At 75.6% G+C, this 18,852-nt stretch carries 15 protein-coding genes; 9 read left to right on the forward strand and 6 right to left on the reverse strand.

Going from position 1 to position 18,852, the window contains the following annotated elements; genetic code table 11:
- Positions 1-72: 72 nt before the first annotated feature.
- Positions 73-945, reverse strand: a complete 873-nt coding sequence (locus tag K7640_RS00455; RefSeq protein ID WP_222952630.1) for an alpha/beta fold hydrolase — start codon at positions 943-945, stop codon at positions 73-75.
- Between the two features lie 35 nt (positions 946-980).
- Entirely contained in the window at positions 981-3,602 is a 2,622-nt protein-coding gene (locus K7640_RS30675; protein ID WP_222952631.1) for an AAA family ATPase, read from the reverse strand.
- Positions 3,603-3,953: 351 nt separating this feature from the next.
- On the opposite strand from K7640_RS30675, the gene K7640_RS00465 reads away from it, so the two are divergent.
- From K7640_RS00465 to K7640_RS00485, 5 genes are all read left to right on the forward strand, one after another.
- Positions 3,954-4,136 carry a mersacidin/lichenicidin family type 2 lantibiotic gene (locus K7640_RS00465; RefSeq protein ID WP_222952632.1) on the forward strand — a complete coding sequence of 61 codons (183 nt, stop codon included), beginning with the start codon at positions 3,954-3,956 and terminating at the stop codon, positions 4,134-4,136.
- 81 nt (positions 4,137-4,217) lie between these two features.
- A complete protein-coding gene (locus K7640_RS00470) occupies positions 4,218-7,388 on the forward strand; it encodes a type 2 lanthipeptide synthetase LanM family protein (RefSeq protein ID WP_222952633.1) in 3,171 nt (1,056 codons plus the stop codon).
- A gap of 50 nt (positions 7,389-7,438) precedes the next feature.
- The gene (locus tag K7640_RS00475) at positions 7,439-9,610 is read left to right on the forward strand and encodes a peptidase domain-containing ABC transporter (protein ID WP_308042427.1); all 2,172 of its coding nucleotides are present in this window, start codon (positions 7,439-7,441) and stop codon (positions 9,608-9,610) included.
- Positions 9,592-10,224: a flavoprotein gene (locus tag K7640_RS00480; RefSeq protein ID WP_222952635.1), complete on the forward strand. Its 633-nt coding sequence runs from the start codon at positions 9,592-9,594 to the stop codon at positions 10,222-10,224. Before K7640_RS00475 ends, K7640_RS00480 begins: the two co-directional genes overlap by 19 nt.
- Positions 10,217-10,987 (forward strand): DUF3105 domain-containing protein, encoded by a 771-nt coding sequence (locus tag K7640_RS00485; RefSeq protein WP_222952636.1) that lies wholly within the window; start codon positions 10,217-10,219, stop codon positions 10,985-10,987. Before K7640_RS00480 ends, K7640_RS00485 begins: the two co-directional genes overlap by 8 nt.
- Here the strand turns inward: K7640_RS00485 and K7640_RS00490 are convergent.
- The gene (locus K7640_RS00490; protein ID WP_222952637.1) at positions 10,887-12,524 is read right to left on the reverse strand and encodes an ABC-F family ATP-binding cassette domain-containing protein; all 1,638 of its coding nucleotides are present in this window, start codon (positions 12,522-12,524) and stop codon (positions 10,887-10,889) included. The genes K7640_RS00485 and K7640_RS00490 overlap by 101 nt on opposite strands.
- A gap of 250 nt (positions 12,525-12,774) precedes the next feature.
- Here K7640_RS00490 and K7640_RS00495 point away from each other — a divergent pair, with 250 nt between their 5' ends.
- The 3 genes from K7640_RS00495 to K7640_RS00505 all read left to right on the forward strand — a co-directional run bounded on the left by K7640_RS00495 (position 12,775) and on the right by K7640_RS00505 (position 16,127).
- On the forward strand, positions 12,775-13,716 hold the full coding sequence (locus tag K7640_RS00495) for an acyltransferase domain-containing protein (protein ID WP_222952638.1): 942 nt from the start codon (positions 12,775-12,777) through the stop codon (positions 13,714-13,716).
- A gap of 311 nt (positions 13,717-14,027) precedes the next feature.
- Entirely contained in the window at positions 14,028-15,215 is a 1,188-nt protein-coding gene (tuf, locus tag K7640_RS00500; RefSeq protein ID WP_222952639.1) for an elongation factor Tu, read from the forward strand.
- Between the two features lie 165 nt (positions 15,216-15,380).
- Positions 15,381-16,127: a DUF2306 domain-containing protein gene (locus tag K7640_RS00505; RefSeq protein ID WP_222952640.1), complete on the forward strand. Its 747-nt coding sequence runs from the start codon at positions 15,381-15,383 to the stop codon at positions 16,125-16,127.
- Positions 16,128-16,136: 9 nt separating this feature from the next.
- Here K7640_RS00505 and K7640_RS00510 read toward each other — a convergent pair whose 3' ends face one another.
- Complete coding sequence (locus K7640_RS00510; RefSeq protein WP_222952641.1) at positions 16,137-16,661, reverse strand: hypothetical protein; 525 nt, start codon at positions 16,659-16,661, stop codon at positions 16,137-16,139.
- A 216-nt stretch (positions 16,662-16,877) separates the two neighbouring features.
- Positions 16,878-17,198 (reverse strand): multidrug efflux SMR transporter, encoded by a 321-nt coding sequence (locus K7640_RS00515; RefSeq protein ID WP_222952642.1) that lies wholly within the window; start codon positions 17,196-17,198, stop codon positions 16,878-16,880.
- Between the two features lie 43 nt (positions 17,199-17,241).
- On the opposite strand from K7640_RS00515, the gene K7640_RS00520 reads away from it, so the two are divergent.
- Positions 17,242-17,832 carry a hypothetical protein gene (locus K7640_RS00520; RefSeq protein ID WP_222952643.1) on the forward strand — a complete coding sequence of 197 codons (591 nt, stop codon included), beginning with the start codon at positions 17,242-17,244 and terminating at the stop codon, positions 17,830-17,832.
- 13 nt (positions 17,833-17,845) lie between these two features.
- Here K7640_RS00520 and K7640_RS00525 read toward each other — a convergent pair whose 3' ends face one another.
- Positions 17,846-18,808, reverse strand: coding sequence for an aminoglycoside phosphotransferase family protein (locus K7640_RS00525; RefSeq protein WP_222952644.1), 963 nt, complete (start codon positions 18,806-18,808; stop codon positions 17,846-17,848).
- Positions 18,809-18,852 lie beyond the last annotated feature (44 nt).

Raw genomic sequence — 18,852 nt, forward strand, 5'->3', positions numbered from 1 at the left:
GCGGCTGACCCGGCCGGCGTGCACCGCCGGCCGGGACCGGCCCGCCGGTCGACGGCGGCCCCGGGGTCCGCGTCAGCTGGCGGGGTCGAGCACCTCGCGCAGCCTGCGGGCGAAGGCCTCGGGTTGGCCGGGATAGCCGAACTCGCCGCCGAGGAAACCGCCGTGGTGGCTCGGGAAGACGGTCGCCGGCTGGCCGAGCAGGTCGGCGGTGGCCACCGCGGTGCGGGCGGTGAAGGTGCCGGTGGACTCCTCGCCGACCGCGATCACGACCCGGGTCGGTGCCTTGGCCAGCGCGTCGACGTCCGGGCGGTAGCTGCTGACCGCCCAGGACCGGTCGGAGAGCAACGGGTCGTCCCGGCGGCCGTCGTCCTCGGTCGGCATGCCGAACGCGGCGGGGTCGGGCGCCGGCTGGGCGAAGTAGTCGTCGGTGTACTCGCCCTGCCACGAGGTCATCGCGATGAAGGCGGCCATGCCGGCGTGCGATCCGGCGGCCTCGTAGCGGTCCCGGACGGCGCCCCGGGCGCGCTCGGCCGCCTCGGCGTCGGGCAGCACGGGAATGACCGGCGGCTCGTGAGCCACCAGGACGGTCAGGTCGTCGGGGTGGGCCGCGACGAGCGCGAGCGCGGTCACCGCACCGCCGCTGCTGGCGAACATCTCGACCGGGCCGGCGCCGAGCGCCTCGATCACCGCGTGCACGTCACCGGCCTGGACCACCGGGTCGTGATCGTCGCGGCCGTCGCGGCGCCGGCTGCGGCCGAGCCCGCGCGGGTCGTAGGTCACCACGGTGCGGTCGGGGAACAACGACGCCAGGGTGGTGAAGCCGCTGGCGTCCATCGGCTGGCCGATCATGAACAGTGGCGGGCGTCCGTCGGCGGTCGGCAGCGGACCGCGTACGTCGTAGACGAGGTCGGCCTCGGCGGTGGAGAGCGTGTGGGTAGTCGTCATGCAGCGTTGACCCGTCTCGTATCGGAAACTCATCGTCAACCCGCCCGCTGCAACCCGAGGGCCTGGGCGAGACCCGCCCGCCCCCGCAGCCCGAGCTTGACGTACGCCCGCTGGAGGTGATTCTCCACCGTGCGCACCGACAGCACCAGCTCCGCGGCGATCGCCGCGTTGTCGTGCCCCGTCGCCGCCAGCTCGCAGATCTGCCGCTCCCGCGGGGTGAGCCCGTCGCGGCTGCTCGGCCGGGGCCGCAACGGCGGCCAGTAGCCGCCGCACCGCTCCCGCAGCAGGTCGGCCCGGCGGGCCAGCAGGTTCGCCCGGCGGTGGTCGCCGCGGCGGCCGGACGCGGTCTCCGCGGCGATCACCGCCTCCAACCCGAGGGCCAGGTAGCCGCTGGCCTCCAACTCGGTGCCGACCCGCTCGAGCGCGGCCGGGTCGTCGGCGGCGAGCGCGTGGGCGTAGTCGGCCCAGAGCCCGAACAGCGGGCTGTCGCAGCCGGCAGCGACCTGCGCCAACCGCTCGGCGGTCGCGGCGGTGGGCTCCAGGCGGGAGAGCAGGTGCAGGCACTCCACCGTGATCGTGCTGGCCTGGTCGGCCCGCCCGGGCAGCTCGCGCAGCGTCGCGACGGCCGTGGCCAGCTGACCGTCGGCGGCGGCCAGCCAGGCCGCGGTCAGTTCGGCGTCGGCGGCCAGCAGGCCACGCGGCTGCCCGTCGTCGCCGGCGTGGCCGTCGACCAACTGGCGCAGCAGCCGCCGGCTCTCGTCCAGCTCACCCAGCTGCGCCGCCACGTAGGCGTTGGCCGACAGCACGTACACCCGGATCGGGAACAGGGTGCGGTCGCCGGCGAGGGTACGGGCCTCGTGCAGCCAGCGCAGCGACCGGCGCAACTGACCGGCGTGGTAGGCGCACTTGCCCCGGGCGAAGGCGAGCAGACCCACCCCGTCGGCGGCGCCCCGGTCCACCGCGTCCCGGTAGTACCGCCGGGCCAACCGCTCGGCCTCCGGCAGCCGGCCCGACATCAGCAGGGACTGCACGTGACCGACCTGGGTGGCGGCCCGCATCGTCGCCCAGGTGTCCGGGATGGCGACCTCGCCGCTGTCGAACATCCGGGCCGCGCGGTCCGGCTGGCCGTCGAAGAGCAGCAGGTAGGGGTGCAGGGCGGTGACGGCGGTCGCCAGCAGCGGATCCCGCGGCGGGTCCGCCGCCAGCCGGGCCAGGCACGCCCGGGCGCCACCGCTGTCGCCGCTGAACGCCGCGATGCCCGCCGCCGCGGCCAGCAGCCCGGGGTGCGCCTCGGCGGGCAGGTCGCGGTGGCCGTCGTCGAGCACCTCGCGGGCCTGCTCGGGCCGGCGGCAGCCCCAGAACAGGTTCAGCGCCCGCAGCGCGGTGGCCTCCGCGCGGTCCCGGGGGTCGACCAGGTGCGCCGCCGCCCGGGCCAGGTGGGCGTCCGCCTCGTCGCCGCGGCCCTGGGCCACCAGTGCGCGGGCCACCTGCCAGTCGCCGCGGGCGGTGTCGACCCGGCGGCCGAGCCGCTCCGCCAGCGCCGGGTCGTGCCGGCGCAGCGCGTACTCGGAGGCGGCCAGCAGGTCGGCCGCGGCGACCGGCAGATCCGCCTCGCAGCGCCAGGCCACCATGCGGGCCAGGTCGCCCTCGCCGCCGCCGTCCACGGCCGCCATCGCCTCGGCCAGGTTCCGGCGTAGCCGGCGGGCGCGCAGCGCGCCGGTACGGTTGCGGACCACCTCCGCGTACAGCGGGTGACCGGTCTGCACCAGCACCGCCGCACCGTGCTGGACCAGCCGGATCAGGCCGCGCTCCTCCAGCCGCTCGGCGGTGCGCGGTTCGATTGTCCGCTCGATCAGCGCCAGCGGCGCCGGCTCGGCGTGCGCGACGTACTGCAACGCCTCGGCCTCGTCCGGGTCGAGCGTGCCGAGGGTCTGCTCGATCAGCTCGGCGAGGTGGGTGGGGCACAGCGACTCGGTCGGCCAGGTCCACATGCCGTCGCGCCGGACCAGCCCGCCGTCGCGCAGCCCGCACCGCAGCGCCTCGCGGAGGAACAGCGGATTGCCCTGGCTGATCCGCCACAGCGCGCCGACGGTCAGGCCGTCGACCGGGCCACCCAGCGCCTCCCGTACGACGAGCGCGGCCTCGTCGGGATCCAGCGGCGGCACGTGCACCCGGTCCACCGACCGGGACCGCCGCAGCGCGGCCACCGGCGCGGCGGTCAGGGCGTCGGTGCGTACGCTGGCGACCACCTGGACGGTGCCACCGGCGACGAGCCGTTCGAGCAGGGCGGCCGACGCGTCGTCGAGCCAGTTGAGGTCGTCCACGCCGAGGACCACGCCGCGCCCCGCCGCGACCTCCCGCAACCGGCGTTCGACGTCCCGGAAGACGTCGGCCACGTTCGCGTCGGACGGCTGCGGGAGCCGGCTGGCGAGCACCCCGAACGGCACGTCCCGCCAGCCGGGTGTGGCGGTGACCCGCAGCACGACGCGTTGCCGCCGCAACGCGTGGTCGAGCACCTCGTCGAGGAGCCGGCTCTTGCCGACCCCGGCGTCGCCGGTGAGCAGCACACCCGAGCCGGACGTGGCGTCGAGCGCCAGCACCGCCCGGTCCCGCTCACGTGCGCGGCCGACGAACGGCCATCCGGCATCCCCGTCCACGAGACATCCTGGCGCAGCAGCCACTTGACCCCTTCACCCCGGGCCGGACCACCCACCCCCGGGGTCCGGTCGCCAATCTCGTCCTCGATCCGCTCGGCCGGCCGGACCGGGACATGCGGCGGTCTGAGTGGCTCCGGCCCACCCTCACACACCGTGGACGGTGGGGCCGTCGCGTTTCGGACACGCCTGCACACCTGACGCTCCGGCCCGCCGGGATGGTTGTCACCGGCGCGACAGCACCGGCCGGCACTGAGGTAGCGGCTACTCATGTGCCGGCGTCGCCCGGCGCGGAGGCTGGTCCTGCAAGCGACCGCCGGGCAGGCCGGCCGGTCATCGTGAAGGGAGATCCGCATGTCCATCACCGACATCGTCAACGGCTGGAAGGACGAGTACCGGCGCGCCGCCGCCCCCGAGGGCCTGGCGGCCCACCCGGCCGGCGTGGTGGAGCTGGACCGCGACCAGCTGGAGACGGTCGCCGGCGGTGCCGCCGCGACCACCGGTCACACCACGGCCTGCTGCCACTGCGTCTGCTGAGTCCGTAACGGTCCCTGGGGTCCGGGCCCGGCTCGGCCCGGACCCCGCCGTCCGCCCGATCCACCGCCGCTGGAGCGCCGCATGTCCACTGTCCCGTGTCCCGCCGACGACGACCCGACCACCCGGATCGAAGAGCGACTCCTGGCCGCGCTGACCATCACCGAGCGGCTGGCCGTACCCCACTCCCCCGCCCCGCAGGCCGGTGCGCGGTCCCGATGGCGGCTGGCCCGCTGGCGCGGCGGCGGCGCCTTCGTCGACGACGGGGACTGGCGACGCCGGCTGGCGGCGGAGGGCCTGGACGAGCCGGCCCTGCTCGCGCTCCTGGACGAGTCACCCGGGCGGCTCGCCGCCCGGCTCGGCCGGACCCCGGAGTGGATCGACGACCTGGTGGCCTGCTACCGGGCGGCGCCGGAGGCCGGAATCGACCCCGAGCTGCTGCCCGGCCGGCCGCTCGACGCCTCCCTCACCCTGGTGGCGCCGCTGGTGGCACGGGCCCGGGCCCGGGTGGCGCGGCGGGCCCGGCGACTCGCCGGCGACGCGCCCGACCTGCTGCCGGCCGACGCCGACCGGCTGGGCCTGACCGGCCTGCTCGACGAGCTGGTGGTGGTGCTCAGCCGCGCCGTCGTCCTCGAGCTCAACATCGACCGGCTGCGGGGCACCTCGCCCGGCGACACACCGCGGGACCGGTACGCGGCCTTCTTCCGGCGTTACCGGTCGCCCGAGGCGGCCCTGGCCCTGCTGGCCGAGTACCCGGTGCTGGCCCGGCAGGCGTACGACCTGACCCGCGGCTGGGCGGACCGCACGATCGAGTTCCTGGAGCGGCTCGGCGCGGACGCCACCACGCTGGGGGTGACCTTCCACGGCGGCGCCCGGCCCGGCCGCCTGGTCGACGCCCAGGAGACCGGCGACCCGCACCGCGACGGCCGCCGGGTGCTGGTGGCCACCTTCGACAGCGGCCTGCGGCTGGTCTACAAGCCCCGGCCGGTCGCCGTCGAGGCCCGCTTCCAGGCCCTGCTGGCCTGGCTCAACGAGCGGGGCACCGACCTGCACACGTTCGCCGTGCTGCCCCGGGGCGGGCACGGCTGGGCCGAGTACGTCGAGGCGCGCGCCGCCACCACGCCGGCCGGCCGGCGCCGGTTCGCCCGCCGGTACGGGTCGCTGCTGGCCCTGCTGCAGGCCGTCGGCGCCACCGACTGCCACCGGGAGAACGTGATCGGGCACGGCGAGCATCCCGTCCTGGTCGACCTCGAAACCGTGTTCACCCCGGCGGTGACCCGGGCCGCGACGGCCCAGGGCGGCGGCGACGCGATCGCCGACTCGGTGCTCGCGGTGGGGCTGCTGCCCCGGGCCGACCAGGCCGCGGGTCCGGCCGGCGAGCGCTGCAACTGTTCGGCCTGGCAGGGCGAGGGCACCGACGAGATGCGGGTGTGCGCGCCGGGCCACCGCCACGACGAGCACGGCCGGCCCGACCCCGACGGGACGGACCCGGCCGACGTCGCGGCCAACCTGCCGCAGGTGCTGGACGGCTTCGCGGCCACCTACCGCCTGCTGGTGGCGGTGCGCGACGAGCTGCTCGCCCCGGACGGGCCGGTCACCGCGTTCGCCGCCGACGAGATCCGGGTGGTGCTGCGGCCCACCCGCACGTACCTGCGGCTGCGGGACGCCGCCCTGCACACCGACGCGCTCCAGGACGGCCTGGACACCGAGCGGCTGCACGACTGGCTCTGGTCCGGCGTGGCCGAGCTGCCGCTGCTGGCCGCCACCGTGGCGGCGGAACGGGCCGACCTCGCCCGCCGCGACGTGCCGATGTTCACCACCACCGTGGACTCGGGTGACCTGTGGACCAGCCGGGGGCACCGGCTGCCGGGCCTGCTGGCCCGCTCCGGGCTCGCCGAGGCGCGCCGCCGGCTCGCCCGCCTCGACGCGGCCGACCTGGCCCGGCAGCGCTGGCTCGTCCAGGCCGCCTTCGCCGCCGGGGTGGACGCGGCGGACGCCCCGCACGCCCGGGTGCGCTGGCGGCTGGCCGAGCTGCCGCCGGCGCCGGTGCCACCGTCGTCGGCGTATCTGGCCGCCGCGACCGCGGTGGCCGACACGGTGGCCGCGCTGGCCGGCCCGGGGGCCGAGCCGACCTGGTTCGGCCTCACCCCGGGGGCCGTCGACCCGGGCCGCTGGGCGCCGGCGCCGCTCGGCCCGCACCTCTACGACGGGGTGGCCGGGGTGGCGCTCTTCCTGGCCCACGCCGGACGGCTCACCGGCGAGCAGCGGTTCACCGACCTCGCCGAGCGCGCCGCCGCCGGGCTCGCCGCCCGGATCGCCGACCGCCGGATCGCCGACGACCGGATCGGCGCGTTCACCGGCTGGGGCGGCCTGGTCCACGTCCTCGGCCACCTCGGGGTGCTGTGGCAGACCGGTCGGTTCGCCCCGGCCGTCGACCTGGCGCTGGCGCGGATCACCACGCTGGCCGCCGCCGCGCAGTCCCCCGATCTGGTCGACGGGTCCGCCGGAGCCGTCCTCGCGGTGGCCCGCGCCGGACTGGACCCGGAGCGGGTCGGGCCGGCCGTGCGGAGCGCGGCCCGCCGGCTGCTGGCCGCCGCCGACCGCTACGCCCACCCGGCCCGGGGCGGCGTCCCGCTGGGCGGGCTGGCGCACGGGGCGGCCGGGATCGCCGCCGCGCTGGCGCACGCCGGGGCGGTGACCGGCGAGGCCGGCTACGCCGACGCCGCCGCTCCGGCGCTGGCCTACGACCGCAGCCTGTTCCGCCCGACCGAGGGGAACTGGGCCGACCTGCGCCGGCCGGGCCGGTGCGCGGTGACCTGGTGCCACGGCGCCCCCGGGATCGGGCTGTCGCGCCTGCTGGTCCGCGACGCCGTCGGCCCGGACGACGAACTGGACACCGAGATCGCCACCGCGGTGGCCACCACGCTCGCCGTCGGGTTCGGCCGCAACCACTCGCTGTGCCACGGCGACCTCGGCAACCTCGACCTGCTGCTGACCGCCGCCGCACCGCGGGCGGTGGCGCCGGCCGCGGCGGTGCTGCGCGACGGGCTCACCGGCGGCTGGCGCTGCGCGAACCCGACGGCGCTCGCCTCGCCGGAGCTGATGACCGGCCTGTCCGGGATCGGCCTGGCCCTGCTGCGGCTGGCCGCACCCGAGCGGGTGCCGTCGGTGCTGCTGCTGGCCCCGCCCGCGCCGGCCGGGGCCCGGGCCCGCACCCGTACGCCCGGCGCCCGGGAGCGGCAGTGGGCGGCCTGACCGGAAGCGGGGCGCGCCGGTGCTGGCCGGGCCGGCGCCGGCTCCCGCTGGTGCTCCAGATGACCGACGCCGACTGCGGCGCCGCCTGCCTGGCGATGATCTCCCGCTGGCACGGCGTACGGGCCTCGCTGGCCGCCGTGCGGGAGCGGCTCGACGTCGGCCGGGACGGGGTCACGGCGCGGGCGCTGCTCGCCGCGGCGCCCCGGTTCGGGCTGCGCGGCCGGGCCTTCCGGGCCGGCGCGGAGCAGGTCGGCACGCTGCCCCTGCCGGCCGTCGCGCACTGGGAGGACGCCCACTTCGTCGTGGTGGAACACGTCGGCCCGCGCGGGATCCGGGTGGTCGACCCGGCGCTCGGGCGGCGGCTGCTCACCCCGGCCGAGTTCGCCGCCGGATTCAGCGGGACGGTGCTGACCTACGCCCCCGACCCGCAGTCCCCACCCGAGCCGCCGGCCGAGCGCCCCGGGCCGATCGCCCGGCTGCGGCGCGCCCACCCGCTGCTGCGGCCGTTCCTGCCCCGGCTGGGCGCCGCGTTCACCGTGTCGCTGGTCCTGCAGGCGCTGGGCCTGGCGCTGCCGATGGCCACCACGGTCGCCTTCGACCAGATCATGCCGGCCCGGGAGACCGCCCTCATGCCGTACCTGGCGCTGGCCATCGCGGCGCTGGTGCTTACCCAGTTCGGGGTGGCCTACCTGCGGTCCCGGCTGCTGGTCACGCTGCAGGCCCGGGTGGACGCGGAGCTGATGACCCGGCTCTTCAGCCACCTGCTGCGGCTGCCGTACGCCTTCTTCCAGCAACGCGCCAGCGGCGACCTGATGCAGCGGCTGTCCAGCAGCATCCTGCTGCGCGAGCTGGTCACCACCCAGGTGCTGACCGCGGTGATCGACGGGGTGCTGGTCATCGCGTACTTCGGTGTGCTGATCGCCAGCGACCTCGCCTTCGCCGGGCTGGCCGCCGCGATCGGCGTCACGCAGGTGGTGGCGGTGGCGGTGGTCAACGGCCGGTTGCTGCGGCTGAGCCAGCGGCATCTCACCGTGCAGGCCGACGCGGAGAGCGCGCTGATCGAGGCGCTGTCCGGCATCGCGACGGTCAAGTCGATGGGCGCCGAACGGCAGGTCTTCGACGGCTGGCAGCGCCGTTACCGCACCGCGCTCGACGCCGACGTGGCCCAGAACCGGCTCTCCGCCACGGTCGCCAACATCACCGCGAGCGTCCAGCTCGCCGGCCCGCTGGCGCTGCTCTGGCTCGGCACCGGCCGGCTCTTCGACGGCGCCAGCCTCGGCCAGACCCTCGGCCTGCAGGCGCTGGCCCTGTCCGCCCTCACCCCGCTGGCCTCGCTGGTGGCCAGCGCCCAGGTGCTCCAGTCGGTGGTGTCGCACCTGCAACGGCTGCGCGACGTCTTCGCCGCCCGGCCGGAACCGGGGGGCGAGGCGGACCTGCCCGCGCCCCGACTCACCGGCCGGATCAGCGTCCGCGACGTGTCGTTCCGCTACGACGGCAACACGCCGCCGGTGCTGCGCGGCGTCTCGTTCGACGTGGCGCCCGGGGAGAAGGTCGCCGTCGTCGGCCCGTCCGGCAGCGGCAAGAGCACCCTGGCCATGCTGCTGACCGGCCTGTACCGGCCGACCAGCGGGGAGATCCTGTTCGACGGGGTGCCGCTGTCGCGCATCGACCCGACCGCGCTGCGTCGCCAGTTCGGCGTCGTGTTGCAGGAGAGCTACCTGTTCCGCGACTCCATCCGGCGCAACGTCAGCCTCGTGCACCCGGGCATCGGCATGCCGGCGATCCGGGCGGCGGCCGAGGTCGCCGCGATCGACGAGGACATCGCGGCGATGCCGATGGGGTACGACACCCAGGTCGCCGAACGGGGCCAGGCCCTGTCCGGCGGGCAGCGCCAGCGGCTGTCCATCGCCCGCGCGGTGGCCGGATCGCCGGCGGTGCTGCTGCTGGACGAGGCGACCAGTCACCTCGACGTGGCCACCGAACGGCGGGTGGACCGGGCGATCTCGGCGCTGCGCTGCACCCGGATCGTGGTGGCCCACCGGCTGAGCACCGTCCGCAACGCCGACCAGATCCTGGTGGTGGCGCAGGGACGCATCGTCGAGCGGGGCCGGCACGAGGAGCTGCTGCGCGCCGACGGTGTCTACGCCGACCTGGTCCGCTGCCAACTGACCGACGACACCGCTGACCTGCCAGGAGGCGACCCGTGGCTCCCCGTACCGTGACCAGCACCGACCGGCCGCAGCGGCCGGACGGACCCGCCGCGGCCGGCGCCGGCCCGTTCCCGGCGCGCCGGGTCCTGGTGGCCGCCTGCGGCTCGGCGGACGTGCTCACCCTCCCCCAATCGATCATGGTGATGCGGCACGCGTTGGGCCTCGACGTCCGCGTCGTGCTCACCCCCGCCGCCGCGCGGTTCGTGCCGGCCCGCTCGTTCACCCTGCTCACCGGGCATCCGGCCCTGGTCGACGAGGAGGCGGCCACCGAGGTGCCGCACCTGTCGCTGACGGCCTGGGCGGATCTGGTGCTGGTCCTGCCGGCCACCGCCAACACCCTGGCCAAGGTGGTGCTGGGCATCGCCGACAACCTGGTCAGCACCTGTCTGCTCGCCGCCGCGGCGCCGGTGGTGCTGGTGCCGTCGATGAACCGGGCGATGTGGGAGCGGCCCGCGGTGCAGCGCAACGTCGCGCAGCTGCGCGCGGACGGGTACGCGGTGGTCCCCCCGGTGCCGGTCCTCGCCCTGAGCACCGGCACCTTCGAGGGTCGGGGGATGCCGCCCATCGAGGTGGTGCTGGAGTCGGCCGCCGGTCACCTGCGCCGCCGGGAGGGGCACCGTGGCTGAGCCGGGCGGGGCGGCCGGGCCGCGGATCGCCGCCGTCGCGGTCGCGCTCGGCGCCCTGCTGCTGGGGGTGGCGGTGGTCCCGTTCGTGCGCGCGTACGCCGACTCGGCGGCGCACCGGCCGGCCGCCGAGATCGGCGTGGGCATCGACCGGGCCGGCTGCGACCCCGAGCTGACCGACCCCGTGCGGGGCGTCGGCGTCCACGTCGGTCCGAACACCGCCGAGCCGTACGCCACCCGGGTCCGCTACGACCTGGTCCCGCCGTCGTCCGGGCCGCACTTCGTGGTGCCGGCCCCGGCGGTACGGCGGTTCTACACCACCCGGGACCGGCCGGCGATCGAGATCCTGGTGCACAACCTGGAACACGGCTACACCATCCTCTGGTACGTCGAGCCGCTGGTCCGGGACCAGACCGACGCGCTGCGGGCGCTGGCGCAGAAGCTCGGCGACGACCGGTACGGCGGACGGTTCGTGGTGGCGCCGTGGGACAGCGGGTACGGCGAATTCCCGGCCGGCCGGCCGGCCGCTGGCCCTGTCGCACTGGGGCGCCACCGCCGGCTACCGGCAGTTCTGCGCCGCGGTCAGCGGCGCCGCCGTCGAGCGGTTCGTGCTGGCCCACCCGCCGGCCGACTCGCCCGAGCCGACCGGCATGTGAGCGCTCCGGTCAGCCGGCCTCCGGCGGGCCCGTCTCGGTCAGCCGGCCGTCGGCCAGCCGCAGCCACCGGTCGATGCCGATCGCGGCCAGGAACCGCTCGTCGTGGCTGACCACCAGCAGCGCACCCCGGTAGGCGGTCAGCGCGCTCTCCAGTTGGGCCACGCTGTCCAGGTCCAGGTTGTTCGTGGGTTCGTCGAGCAGCAGCAGCTGCGGGGCGGGCTCGGCGAACAGCACGCAGGCCAGGGTGGCCCGCAGCAGCTCACCGCCGGAGAGCACGCCGACCGGCAGGTGGGCCCGGTCGCCGCGGAACAGGAACCGGGCCAGCAGGTTCATCCGCTCGGCGTCGGGCAGCGCCGGGGCGGCCGCGGCGAGGTTCTCCGCGACCGTACGTGCCGGGTCGAGCAGGTCGAGCCGTTGGGACAGGTACGCCACCCGGCCCTCGGCGCGGCCGGCGGTGCCGGACGTCGGCGCCTGGTCGCCGGTGACCAGCCGCAGCAGCGTGGACTTGCCGGCGCCGTTGGGGCCGGTCAGCGCGACGCGTTCCGGTCCCCGGATGTGCAGGTCGACGCCGTCCGCGGCGAACACCGGCCGGCCGTGGTACTCGGCCCGCAGGTGCTCGCCGGTGAACACGGTCCGGCCGGCCGGGACGGTGGTGCCGGGCAGGTCGATGGCGATCCGGTCGTCCTGGCGGGCGGCGCGGCTGGCCTGGTCCAGGCGGGCCTGGGCATCGCCGACCCGGGACGCGTGGGTCTCGTCGGCCCGGGCGGCCGAGACCTGGGCGTCGCGCTTGAGGCCACCGGCGACGATCCGGGCCAGGCCGGCGTTGCCGAGGTTGCGGTTGGCGTTGGCGGCCCGGCGGGCGGCCCGCTCCCGGGCCTGCTGCAGGTCCCGCTTCTGCCGCTTGAGGTCCTGCTCGGCGTTGCGGACCTGCCGCTCGGCGACCTCCCGTTCGGCCCGTACGGCCTGCTCGTAGGCGGTCCAGTTGCCGCCGTACCAGCGCAGCTCGCCGTGGTCGAGGGCGGCGATGCGGTCCATCTCGTCGAGCAGTTCCCGGTCGTGGCTGACCACCAGCAGGCAGCCGGCGAAGGAGCGCAGCACCGCCGTCAGCCGGTCCCGGGCGTCCCGGTCGAGGTTGTTCGTCGGCTCGTCGAGCAGCAGCACGTCCGGGCGTTTGAGCAGTTGCGCGGCCAGGCCGAGGGAGACCACCTGGCCGCCGCTGAGGGTGCCCAGCCGCCGGTCCAGGGCGACGTCACCCAGGCCGAGCCGGTCCAACTCGGCGCGGGTGCGCTCCTCGACGTCCCAGTCGTCGCCGACGACGCCGAAGTGTTCCTCGCTCGCGTCACCGGCCTCGATCGCGTGCAGCGCGGCGACGACCCGGTCCACGCCCAGCACCTCGGCGACCGGCTGGTCGACCGCGAACGGCAGGTGCTGCGGCAGGTAGCCGAGCACGCCCTGCACGGTGACCGAGCCGGACGTCGGGGGCAGCTCACCGGCGATCAGCCGGAGCAGGGTGGTCTTGCCGGCGCCGTTGGCGGCGACCAGCCCGGTGCGGCCGCCGGGCACCGAGAAGGACAGGTCGGCGAAGACCGGACTCTCGTCCGGCCAGGAGAAGGACAGGGCAGAGCTGACGATGTAGCCGTCGGACATGACAGACCTCGAAAGACGTGGCAGACCGGACGCGCGACGGGGCGTTCGGTGCGGAGCGGAGGGACGACGAAGAGGGCCGCGGCGACGGCGCGATCACACGCGCGTCGGCGGCCGGTCCGGGCTCTCACCCGGAGATGTCGTCGTCACCTGCCACGATCACTCCACTCCTCGGGTACCCGACCACCATAGCGCAGCGGCGGGGCGCGCTCGGGCCTGTCGCGGCGACCCCCCGGTCGGTAGGGTCGACCGCGTGGATCTGGCCGACACCGCCGCCCGGCTCGGGGTGCCCGTCGAGGAGGTCGACCGGGTGCACCGGCTGGCCGGTGACCAACCGTCGGCTCCGCTGCCGGCCCGGGCCGACGCGGCCGCGATCCTCGACCGGCTCGCGGTGCGGCCGGACGACGCCGCCGAGATCATGGCGGGCTGGCCCGACCCCGACTCTCCGCTGTGGACCCCGGAGCTGCGCTGGCTGCTCGACCGCTCGATCGCCCTGGTCCGCGCCGACCTCGGCGGTTACGACTGGCTGCCGCCCGGTCCGGCGCTGCCGCGCGAACGGGGCCCCGCCTGGCGGCATCTCTACGGCTACGCGTACCTGGCCCTGGTCGACGTGGTCCGGGCATACCACCGCGACCATGGCATCGCCGACGCCGTGTCCTGGGCGACCCTCGCGGACCTGGGCCGCAACCTCGCGGTCGACCGGCGGATGCACGGTGCGGGCTGGCCGGTGATGCAGAGCTGGCTGACGCTGCATGCGCGCGGCGGCCTCTACGAGCTGGGCCGGCTGCAGCACCAGCGCGGCGACACCATCGGCCTGCACATCCCGGAGGCGGGGCCGCTGACCCCGGCGGCGGTCGACGCCTCGCTCGACGAGGCCCGCGCGTTCTTCCCACGCCACTTTCCCGACGAGGGCTACACCGAGTTCTCCTGCGGCTCGTGGCTGCTCGACCCGCAACTGCGCGAATACCTGCCCGAGGATGCCAACATCATCCGGTTCCAGCGCCGGTTCGAGCTGGAGCCCTACGAGGAGCCGGAGGGGATCGACGCCGACGTCGAGGTGCTGCGGTTCGTGTTCCGCACGCTGACCACGCCGCTGGATGAGCTGCCGCGCCGCACCGCGCTGCAGCGCGCCGCCGTCGACCACCTGACGGCCGGCCGCCACTGGCAGTGGCGCCGCGGCCGCTTCCCGGTCTGACGGCCGGCGGAATATCGATCGCCCCCGGTGACGTTTGGGCCTACCGTGATCGTCATGTTCGGCACCGTCGGCGTGGTACGCCCCGCAGGTCTGCACCTGCCGGGCGCCGCTGCGGTGTGCGCATGGCTGGCTGATACCCGAGGCTGACCCTCCTCCCGTCCGGCAGAACCATGGAGGAGGGTGGCCCGGTGTTCCGGCGCCGCCCTGGTGGGGCGCGCCGCGACGCGCGGTTCTGGCGCGGTTCATCGCGGGGTGGCACCCCGCCCGCGTACGTCTTTCCGCCAGTTCGTTCTCGAAGGTGGAGTCTCATCATGGCCAAGAGCCAGTTCGTGCGGGCCAAGCCGCACCTCAACATCGGCACGATGGGTCACGTCGACCACGGCAAGACGACCCTGACCGCCGCCATCACCAAGGTCCTCGCCGACCGGGACCCGGCCGCCAACCGGTTCGTCTCCTTCGACGGCATCGACCGGGCGCCGGAGGAGGTGGCCCGGGGCATCACAATCAACATCGCGCACGTCGAGTACGAGACCGCGACCCGGCACTACGCCCACGTGGACATGCCCGGCCACGCCGACTTCGTGAAGAACATGATCACGGGGGCGGCGCAGGTCGACGCCGCCATCCTGGTCGTCTCCGCGCTGGACGGGGCGATGCCGCAGACCCGTGAGCACGTGCTGCTCGCCCGGCGGGTCGGCGTGCCCTACCTGGTGGTGGCGATGAACAAGGCCGACGCGGTCGACGACCCGGAGCTGCTGGACCTGGTCGAGCTGGAGATCCGCGAGCTGGTGTCCGAGTACGGCTTCCCCGGCGACGAGGTGCCGGTCGTCCGGGTGTCGGCGCTGCGGGCCCTCGAAGGCGACCCGCGCTGGGTCGCCTCGGTGGTGGAGCTGCTCGACGCCGTCGACCGGTACGTGCCGGTGCCGCCGCGCAAGCTCGGTGAGCCGTTCCTGATGCCGATCGAGAACGTGCTCACGATCTCCGGGCGGGGCACGGTGGTGACCGGCGCGGTCGAGCGGGGCACGCTGGGGGTCGGCGACCCGGTCGAGGTCGTCGGTCTCGGTCCGACGCTGTCGACGGTCGCGACGGGGCTGGAGACCTTCGGCAAGTCGCTGGCGACCGCCGAGGCCGGGGACAACGCCGCCGTGCTGCTGCGCGGGGTCAAGCGTGACCAGGTGCAGCGCGGTCAGGTGGTGGCCCTGCCGGGCAGCGTCACCCCGCACCAGCGGTTCCGGGCCCGGCTGTACGCGCTGACCACCGCCGAGGGTGGGCGGCACACGCCCTTCTTCGCCAACTACCGGCCGCAGTTCTACTTCCGCACCACGGACGTGGTCGGATCGGTGGACCTCGGCGAGGTGACCATGGTCATGCCCGGCGACACCGTCGACCTCACGGTGGCGCTCGGCAAGCCGGTCGCGATGGACGTCGGGCTCGGCTTCGCCGTCCGGGAGGGTGGCCGTACGGTGGCCGCCGGCACGGTGACCGAACTGCTCGACTGAGCCAGGTGGCAGGGCTCCCGAGACCCGGGGGCCCTGCCACCGGTGGTACTGGCACCACCGTGGACGCGGGAGCCAGCACCGCTGACCCGACGGCCCGCAAAGCGCATCGTTTCCTGCATCCGGTCCGTCGCGTCGTACGCGGCAGTGAGGAAGGCAGGGATCGCCATGCCCACCACGGTCGACAATCCGCTGACCCCGCCCACCACCAGTGCCCCGGCCGGCCGGCGCCGCGTGTCGCGGCAACTGCGTTGGGCGGTGCCGCTGCTGCTGGTCGCGATCGCGTTCGTGGCGTACGCGCTGCCGCCCTACCTGACGCTGGACCCGAGCCAATCCCGGCTGCCGGTTCCGGAGGCCCACCCGCAGTACTACCCGCTGCTGGTGGCGCACATCGTGTTCGGCTCGGTGGCCCTGCTCGCTGGCAGCTTCCAGGTCTGGCCGTGGTTCCGCCGCCGCTACCCGGTCGCGCACCGGTGGCTGGGCCGGGCGTACCTCTTCGGCGGGGTCTTCCCGGCGGGCATCGCCGTGCTGGGCGTCGCGCCGCTGAGCAGTACCGGCTTCGTCTCGCAGGTCGGCAACACGATGCTGGCGGTGCTCTGGCTGGCCACCTCCGTCGCCGGATACCGGATGGCGCGGCAGCGCCGCTTCGCCGAGCACCGCCGGTGGATGATTCGCAGCTTCGCGCTGACCCTGTCGATCGTGCTCAACCGGCTGTGGGTCGTGCTCTTCGTCGTCCTGCTCCTGCCCCAGGTCGACACCACCTACGGCGGCGACCAGGACGCCATGATCCGGGCGGCGGCCGGCGCCAGCGTCTGGCTGAGCTGGGTGGTCAACCTGCTGGTCGTCCAGTGGTGGCTGGAGCGCGGCGACTCCCGCGCCCGGGCCCGCCGCGCCGGCCGTCGCGCGCCGGCCTGACGGCAGCCGCTAGGGCAGGGTCGCGTCGGCGTCGTACGCATTCGCCAGCGGCAGCGGCTGGCCCAACTCCCGTCGCAGTTGGTTGACCAGCCCGCGTTCCAGGTCCCAGAAGACAAGCAGCTTGTCGGGTAGCGTCGGGTCGCGGTCGGCGGCGGCCACCGCGATCCGGCGGGCGGCCCGGGACACCAGGTGGGCCTGGTTGACGGTCTCCTGTTCCGCCGCGACGAGTTGCAGCGCGGTGTAGCTGGTCTCCAGGGCCTCGCGGACCTCGTGTCCCCTCCCGCTGAACGCCGGCCGCGGGCGGGAGCCGCCGTCACGGATGACCGAGATCTCCGGCGCGTGCGACGTGACGTAGGCGATGTAGGCGCGCAGGGCGGTCAGGTGACCGGTGTACGCCGTCCGTTTGACCTCCGCGGTCCGCCGGTCCTGTTCCTGTCTCAGTGCCCGCTCCTGCACCCGTCCGGTCATCGTCGTGCCCAGCCAGACGCCGAGCAGCGCGCTGATCGGGCCGGCCAGGGCGATCACGAGATTCATCCGTCCAGGGTGCTGGCTCGGCGCAACCGCTAGGGATGATGGGCACGAACGTTCCCGGTGGTGGGCAGCAAGGCGTTGCGCGCCTGGCCGCCATGCCGGCCGCGATGTGCGGCGTGTCGGGCTCTTCCCGCGCCGGGTGGCCGCGACCTGCCGCATGCCGCGCCTTCGTGCCCCGCCCGCCGCGACGTGCGGCGGATGGGGGTGCCGTTCGGCCGGTCAGTGCGCGCCGCCGAGGTTGAGCACGACCACCCCGGCGATCACCAGCCCCACCCCGACCAGCTTGGTCACGCTCAGCGGCTCGCCGAGGAAGACCGCGCCGACGGCCACGATGGCGGCGGTGCCGAGCCCGGACCACATCGCGTACGCCACCCCGACCGGGATGTCGCGCACCACCACGGCGAGCAGCCCGAAGGCCGCCAGGTAGGACACCACCACGCCGAGCGTCGGCCAGAGCCGGGTGAAACCGTCGGTCGCCTTGAGCAGGCTGGTCCCGAACACCTCGGCCGCGATCGCGAGCAGCAGGAAGACGTACGCCATGCGATGATCCTCCCCCGACGGGTCGCGGTGGGGGGAGAGCGACGTGGGTACGGACATCGACGGCGGGGTGGAGATCCGGCCGGGTGGACCCGGTGCGCCGTGGGAGCTGGCCGACCTCGACCTGGCCGCGCTGCCCCGCCACTACGACGCCTTCGGCCTGCTGTTCGGGGTGTGCAACTTCGCGGGTTTCGCACCCGTGGCCGCCGGGCGGGGCCTGCCGCCGGACGCCAGCGCCGGGCTCCTCGACCGTCAGCTCGACGCGGAGGCGCACGACCACAGCTGGGTGGGCTGGTCGGAGCTGGCCGGTATCGACTGGCGGGCGCGGGCGCCGCGGGTGGACGACCGGATTCACGAGTATCAACTCACCGGCGACGGGCCGCGCCGCACGGGTAAGGCAAGTCGGAGCATGGCCTGGCACGAGGCGGCCGGCGCGGACGCCGATCCCCGGGGCAGCAGCTATCCGGAGGGCACCGAGTGGCGCTCGGGCGGGCGGCTGTGGCGGGTGGAACGGCTGTCCCATGGCGACGTGCTGCGCGCCGACCCGGATCTGCGCGCCCTGCTCGACGGGATGCGCGCGTTGGCCGCGCGGCACGGCGACGACAACGTACGCCTCGTCGTGTGGTTCGACAGCTGACCGGCGGGCCCGCTCAGGTGAGGTAGCCGCGCAGGAAGCCGAAGGCGGCGGTGCTGTCCTGGCCGTCGCCGTGCGGGCGGCGGAAGTCGGCGACGAAGGCGGCGATGTCGGCGACCGTCCAGCGCAGCCGGTACAGGGCGAGGGCGTCCGGGTCGACCGGTCGGCCGGTGGCGGCGGTGTAGCCGGCCAGCGCCTCCGCGCCGCCGTCGTCGGCCAGGAACCACAGGTCCCGCTCGGGCGGGCCGAGGCGGACCGTGTCCCAGTCGACCAGCCGCAGCCCGGCGGTGGTGCGCATCAGGTTGCCCGGGTGCGGTTCGCCGTGGGTGACCACCCGGTCGGCGCCGGCGGCGGTCACCCGGGCGACCAGCCGGTCGACCTCGGCGAGCAGGCCGGCGACGGGTGCGGCCCGGTCGGCGAGCAGCCGGCGGGTGGGCTCGGCGAACGGGCCGCCGGTCCACGGCCGGTCGAGGTCGCGCAGCGCGGCGTCGAGCCCGCCCCGGCCGGGCACGGCCAGGTCGGCGCGGTCGACGGTGCCGGCCACGGCCGGGGTGGCCGCGTGCAGCCGGGCCAGCAGCTCCAGCACCTCGGGCACGTCCTGCGGCCGGTGCGGGCCGAACCGGCCGGCGGCGCCGTCGACGGCCGGGAAGACGGAGATCGCGTAGCGGGCGTCCAGGCGGCGCAGCGGCTCCCCCGCCAGCCCGGGCACCGGGGCGACGACGAACTCCAGCCCGGCGTCGCGGTGCAGCGCCACCGCGGTCGCCAGGGCGCGGCCCAGCGCGGCGCAGACCGCGTCGGCCGGCTCCGGGTCCACCGCCAGGTCGTCGACCGTGACGAACCAGCACCGTCCGTCGTGGTCGGTCACGCGCCAGTGGTACGCCCCGAAGCCGACCGGCAGGTACGTCGACGCGCGCACCCGCAGGCCCCACCCGTCGGCCAGCGCGGCGGCGAGCGCGGCGTCGTCCAGTCCTTTTGGCATGTCCTGCACGGTGGCCGATCATGCCACCGTCCGCTCCCGGCGGG

The organism is Micromonospora sp. PLK6-60 (genome assembly GCF_019890675.1).
Taxonomy (GTDB): domain Bacteria; phylum Actinomycetota; class Actinomycetes; order Mycobacteriales; family Micromonosporaceae; genus Micromonospora.

Bases quoted from the DNA above. Each gene is read 5' to 3' on its own strand.
- tuf (WP_222952639.1), top strand. From the start codon at position 14,028: ATGGCCAAGAGCCAGTTCGTGCGGGCCAAGCCGCACCTCAACATCGGC.
- K7640_RS00455 (WP_222952630.1), bottom strand. From the start codon at position 945: ATGACGACTACCCACACGCTCTCCACCGCCGAGGCCGACCTCGTCTAC.
- K7640_RS00470 (WP_222952633.1), top strand. From the start codon at position 4,218: ATGTCCACTGTCCCGTGTCCCGCCGACGACGACCCGACCACCCGGATC.
- K7640_RS00490 (WP_222952637.1), bottom strand. From the start codon at position 12,524: ATGTCCGACGGCTACATCGTCAGCTCTGCCCTGTCCTTCTCCTGGCCG.
- K7640_RS00515 (WP_222952642.1), bottom strand. From the start codon at position 17,198: ATGGCGTACGTCTTCCTGCTGCTCGCGATCGCGGCCGAGGTGTTCGGG.
- K7640_RS00525 (WP_222952644.1), bottom strand. From the start codon at position 18,808: ATGCCAAAAGGACTGGACGACGCCGCGCTCGCCGCCGCGCTGGCCGAC.
- K7640_RS00505 (WP_222952640.1), top strand. From the start codon at position 15,381: ATGCCCACCACGGTCGACAATCCGCTGACCCCGCCCACCACCAGTGCC.
- K7640_RS00465 (WP_222952632.1), top strand. From the start codon at position 3,954: ATGTCCATCACCGACATCGTCAACGGCTGGAAGGACGAGTACCGGCGC.
- K7640_RS00510 (WP_222952641.1), bottom strand. From the start codon at position 16,661: ATGAATCTCGTGATCGCCCTGGCCGGCCCGATCAGCGCGCTGCTCGGC.